This is a genomic window from Dolichospermum circinale AWQC310F, from assembly GCF_000426925.1.
GTDB lineage: Bacteria > Cyanobacteriota > Cyanobacteriia > Cyanobacteriales > Nostocaceae > Dolichospermum > Dolichospermum circinale.
The window spans coordinates 105,993-111,352 of sequence record NZ_KE384696.1; the positions used below are offsets into that span (position 1 = coordinate 105,993).

The following is a 5,360-nucleotide window of genomic DNA, read 5'->3' on the forward strand; positions in this document are numbered from 1 at the left end:
TAATGCTGCAATTAACATTCTAGCAAAAGCACTAAGACAAAGTGGCTATAATTTAAGTACCGTCGGGCGGAAGGAAACTAATAACGCTTGTGGAGAGATTACCCTCTGCTCAGATTTGGTAACAAGTTTGAGTAAGGTTACTCATGGAAACAAGAATCCCCGTCCCTCTATAGGGCGGGGAGCGTCAAACTTAATAGTTCCAATCATTCAGTTCTTCTGGAAAAGTTATCCAGAAATCTAACTACTAGTGGATTTTGTCCAAAATTTTCTTGGTTAGATATATCTACTTTTAAGGACTTATATTATAATCAGAGGTGAATTATGATAGGAGATCAGTATTTATGGGTTGGTTACAAAGACTTTTTGGTTTAGAACAATCGGAAAGCACTCAAGTTAATCCCACAACTGATGTTAATAGACAAACAACTCCCCCAGAACGAATAGGATTAAACGGAGAATATGACCAAAGTGGTTTAGCAAAGCGCGTAGCATTAGCATTTGATCAAGATCCTGACCTTGATGATATTGACACTCTCTGGGTTGCTCAAACGGGTAGCACTGTGGTATTAAAAGGTAAAGTTCCCAGTCAGGATATTCTCACTAAAATGGTTTCTATCGCTCATGGTGTTGACGGAAGTACGGATATTGATACTACAGAAGTCAATATTGAATAACTTACCACCGTTACTCAAGAACTTAATCATCTCCTTACCTATTGCCAGTTACCCATTCTACCTATCCAATCTAAAATTTCTTCGTTAACCTGTTCTGGTGATTCATCATGGGGACAATGTCCCACATTTTCCAGATATACTAGTTCTAGTTTCTCATTGTAGCGCAGAAATTGATCCGCTAGTTTTGGGGGAACAAATCGATCTTTTTTCCCCCAAATTAACAACATGGGAATTGTTAAGTTTGGTAAAATTTTCTTGACACTCGGACTAAAATTAGCCCCTGTTGTTGCCTTAAATAAGGCTCTAAAAGCACGGGCAGATCCTCTGTCCTGGGGAGGTCCTGCTAAAATGTCTATCAGTTCATCACTAATTGCTTCAGGATGAGCATAGGCTAAACCCGCCCAACGCCGCAGCACGCTAGGACGACGCACAAAATAGAATATCGGTTTTAATATTAATCTGGAGGTAAATATACTTTTAATACCCCTAACCACGGGTTTGAAAGCAGTCGGGATCATTTCTTGTTCTAGGCTGGGATCTGGTAAACTGATCATCACAATACCCTTTACCATGTCGGCATGGGTAGCCGCTGCCACTAAAGAAATCAGTGAACCTATGGAATTACCCACTAAAACAACTGGTTGACCGATAAAGGTTTTCCAAAAGTCGTAAACTTGTTCTACCCATAATTCTACATTGTAATTAGTTGCAGCTTTTTCAGATGCGCCAAATCCAATCATGTCTAGAGCATAAACTGTATTGTGTTTACCTAATACCTCTAAATTATGCCGCCAATGACCAATGGAAGCACCAAAGCCATGTAGTAAAATCAATGGTGTTTGTCCTGGATGATCTTTGACAGGACGAATATAAGTATAACGAGTTTGCCAGCCCCGCCATACCCAGTCTCTTTGATTACCAACCCGTTGCTGCCAATGTATTGCAGTCGTCACTTTTCCCTCTTTTGTGATTAAGCAATTATTAACCTTGTTTCTTGTTCCCTAATATGTTAAATTATATTTGATTATCTCCACTGTATACCTAATTTTGTTATCCTAGAAGCATCCTCATAGATATCTTAGGTTTCTAAGTATTAATGAGGATAAATTGCGACCATAGTTATTGGTGTTAAATATCATGTAATTTACATTAATTAATTTAGTGGAATTATAGCGTTTCCTAATCTTAATAATGTACATCCTGGCCTCCCTGACTGGCGGGGAGGGCGTTGGGAGTGGAGTTATTGTAATTCACTCAACCAAGAACCGCTATAAACAACAAAACTAAATAGTCGAATACTTGATCAAACTTCCCTAAAGTTCAACACTTAAAGAAAGTTTAAACCGGTTTTTGTCAAGTTTTGTATAGCAATAGCATAACAAATATGTTGAGACTGCCAACGAGTGTATGAATTAGCTACACTGGAGATGGATATTCATTTTTCAATTCTGAGTTACTCTTGTATTTTGCCTTAATCGGCATATTCAACCAAGCTAACTAAATCAAGACCAACCCAAATTCTTAACTAAAGAGCTGCCACTAATCATAATGCCTGTGATTGAGAAAAAAAGAACTCGTGATCTTCCCCAAATTAACGAACGCATTCGCTTCCCGAAAATTCGGGTAATTGACACTGATGGCGCACAACTGGGAATTATAACCCCCCAAGAAGCCATACAATTAGCCGAAGAGAAGGAATTGGACTTGGTGCTAATCAGTGACAAAGCTGACCCGCCGGTATGTCGAATTATGGACTATGGGAAATATAAGTTTGAGCAAGAAAAGAAGGCGCGGGAAGCCCGGAAGAAGCAGCACACGGCTGATGTGAAAGAAGTAAAAATGCGCTACAAAATAGAAGAACACGACTATAATGTGCGCGTCAAGCAAGCCGAACGCTTCCTCAAAGATGGCGATAAAGTTAAGGCTACTGTAATGTTCCGAGGTCGGGAAATTCAACACAGTGACTTGGCAGAAACCTTGCTTAAGCGGATGGCTACAGATTTAGAGCCTTTTGGTGAACTACAGCAAGCACCAAAGAAAGAAGGGCGAAATATGATGATGCTGATTTCACCCAAAAAATAATCTTGTCAACAAACTGTTTTACCAGGTGATGAATGTTGCATAAGTTCGGTAATAATAGTACCAAAGATTGACATCAGGGAGATTTTTTGCCATGCCGTCAACTTTCATCACTGTTAGATTCTTGTAAATTTATCTCAAAATCATAGTCCTGACGATTGAGTGTAAAATATAATACTCATTTGTTCAGGACTTTTACTATTGACAAAATGCTATGTATAAGTTAATAACAAGCTAATTTACATATTACTTATTTTCACCTGACTAGCTGCTTTTGTGGCCTTTTCTCTCGCTTCCTGAATATCCCTACCTTTCGCTAAGGCCACTCCCATGCGACGATAGGGATGAGCAGTAGGTTTACCAAATAACTTAATATCTACATCTTTTTCTGCTAAAGCTTCAGCTACACCAGTAAAAGCAATAGAATCAGATTTTTCTGAAGCTAAAATCACCGCACTTGCAGAAAATCCTAACTGTTGAATATGGGGAATTGGTAAACCTAAAATCGCTCGCAGATGTAATTCAAATTCATTCAAATTCTGAGAAATTAATGTCACCATTCCTGTATCATGAGGTCTAGGAGAAAGTTCGGAAAAAATCACTTCGTCTTTAGTGATGAAAAATTCAACCCCAAAAATTCCCGCACCACCCAAAGCATCAGTAACTTTTTTGGCGATTTCTTGAGATGCTAATATTTTAGCTTCAGAAATAGCTGCGGGTTGCCAAGATTCTTGATAATCTCCTCTTTCTTGACGGTGGCCAATGGGAGAACAGAAAATTGTAGGTGCGTCCCATTGTTTAATTGTTAATAAGGTAATCTCAATTTCAAAATTAATAAATTCTTCAACAATTACCTTTTGACTATCACCACGAGAATTAGAAATAGCATAATGCCAAGCTTTTTCTACTTCATTTCTATCATTAACTACAGATTGACCTTTTCCAGAGGAGGACATCACAGGTTTAACAACATTGGGAAAACCAATTTTTTCAGAAATAGTAATTAATTCTTCTAAGGTGACAGCATAACCATATTTAGCAGTTCTAATTCCTAGTTCTTTGTGGGCTAATTCCCTAATTCTGTCGCGGTTCATGGTGTAGTTAGTGGCCGCTGCTGTGGGAATCACTGTAATTCCCCTTTGTTCAAATTCCTGTAATTTTTCGGTTCTAATAGCTTCAATTTCGGGAATGATAAAATCAGGCTGATGTTTATTTACTACTGCTTCCAAATCATCAGCACTCAGCATAGAAATAACTTCTGCACAATCAGCTACTTGCATAGCAGGAGCATTAGCATATCTATCTACAGCAATCACATAATTACCTAAACGTTGAGCAGCGATTACAAATTCCTTTCCTAGTTCTCCTGAACCAAGCAGCATTAATTTTTGAGGTAGTTTTAGTGCCTTAATCATGAGTTTCTGGTGATTATTAAAAGAATACAAAAACTTTAGATCCCCAACTTCTCTAAGCAGTCGGGGATCTGATTTGTTCTGATTGATTATTTGCACATAACGATCATATCGTCAAGTTTTAAATAAATGTTTATTTGTGTAGGTTGGGTTGAGGCAAGGAAACCCAACATGATGAATATTTTTGTTGGGTTGCGCTGTCGCTTAACCCCTACTTTCAAATATTAAATATTTATTTTGATATTAATATAAAAAAAATAACCGTATATAAACGCAAATTATTCGCGGATATCGGCGGCTATAAATTCAATAATTATCAAGAATTATTCAGTTATCTTCCCGCTAATAATGCTTTAGTTGCAGATTCTCCTAAAATTCCGATTTTGCGATTTAATTGCAAATTTAACAGGGCTACAACGGTAAAATCAGCTAAAAGTGCTATGAAAATTGTTGTTATTTCTGCGTATTCTATCGCTGCCCAAGGGAAGGTAGAGAATAACCACAAAGTGGGATTTTTATATGGAGTAATCCCCAAAACTGAGAGCATAATTGATGGGAGAAACATGGCTACACCTATAGTTCCCACTGCCCATACATAACGCTTGGGGTTTTTCATCAGTAGCATCAGTTGAGCAATTGTGGCGTAAATCAACATCAAACTCAAGGCTAAAACCATAGCTAATATGACTTTACTCTTGTCCATGTTGCCATTATAGAAATTGTCAGGTGAGAATAAAATCCAAATCATAGTGGGAATACTAGCAATTAATAGATTAATCGCTATTGCCACAATTGCCGGGCTTTTTTCACCAAATACTAAATCTTGTAATAAAGATTTATTTCGATGATTTTGATGTCTATATCTTGCCCAATCTTGGATAGTTTGCCGATGGGGTGAGTTGCAATAACAAAGAAGAACCCATAGAAATGATGAGATTAAAGCCTTTTAATCTGCCTTTAAGTTCTCGAAATAGTTGGGGATTTAATTCTCCCACTCTGTCTATGAAATTTAGTAACATCGTCTAGACCTCCAAAAATTGAGCAGTTTTATTTTTGAACAATTTTTAACTTTGTGCAGAAAATAAATCGTAAGGATTTAGGGAACAGGGAATAGGGAACAGGGAAGATACAGCACTTCCCGATGTTATAAGGTACAAGAACCCCACCCCCAACCCCCTCCCCGCAAGCGAGGAGG

General features: G+C 37.9%; 7 protein-coding genes. 3 read left to right on the forward strand and 4 right to left on the reverse strand.

What is annotated here, in order from left to right; genetic code table 11:
- Window positions 1-241 (forward strand): hypothetical protein (locus ACIR310F_RS27000; protein ID WP_231387566.1); only part of this gene is annotated, 241 nt, incomplete at its 5' end.
- A 100-nt stretch (window positions 242-341) separates the two neighbouring features.
- Entirely contained in the window at window positions 342-674 is a 333-nt protein-coding gene (locus ACIR310F_RS0115855) for a hypothetical protein (protein ID WP_028084673.1), read from the forward strand.
- A gap of 38 nt (window positions 675-712) precedes the next feature.
- Here the strand turns inward: ACIR310F_RS0115855 and ACIR310F_RS0115860 are convergent, their stop codons facing one another.
- On the reverse strand, window positions 713-1,627 hold the full coding sequence (locus ACIR310F_RS0115860; RefSeq protein ID WP_028084674.1) for an alpha/beta fold hydrolase: 915 nt from the start codon (window positions 1,625-1,627) through the stop codon (window positions 713-715).
- Between the two features lie 595 nt (window positions 1,628-2,222).
- Here ACIR310F_RS0115860 and infC point away from each other — a divergent pair.
- Complete coding sequence (gene infC / locus ACIR310F_RS0115865; protein ID WP_015083285.1) at window positions 2,223-2,756, forward strand: translation initiation factor IF-3; 534 nt, start codon at window positions 2,223-2,225, stop codon at window positions 2,754-2,756.
- 236 nt (window positions 2,757-2,992) lie between these two features.
- On the opposite strand, the gene purT is transcribed toward infC, so the two are convergent.
- The 3 genes from purT to ACIR310F_RS25730 form a co-directional block, all read right to left on the reverse strand.
- Entirely contained in the window at window positions 2,993-4,168 is a 1,176-nt protein-coding gene (gene purT, locus ACIR310F_RS0115870) for a formate-dependent phosphoribosylglycinamide formyltransferase (RefSeq protein ID WP_028084675.1), read from the reverse strand.
- A gap of 328 nt (window positions 4,169-4,496) precedes the next feature.
- Window positions 4,497-4,955 (reverse strand): hypothetical protein, encoded by a 459-nt coding sequence (locus ACIR310F_RS0115875; protein WP_028084676.1) that lies wholly within the window; start codon window positions 4,953-4,955, stop codon window positions 4,497-4,499.
- Between the two features lie 67 nt (window positions 4,956-5,022).
- Window positions 5,023-5,184 (reverse strand): hypothetical protein, encoded by a 162-nt coding sequence (locus tag ACIR310F_RS25730; protein WP_155963864.1) that lies wholly within the window; start codon window positions 5,182-5,184, stop codon window positions 5,023-5,025.
- Window positions 5,185-5,360: the final 176 nt, after the last annotated feature.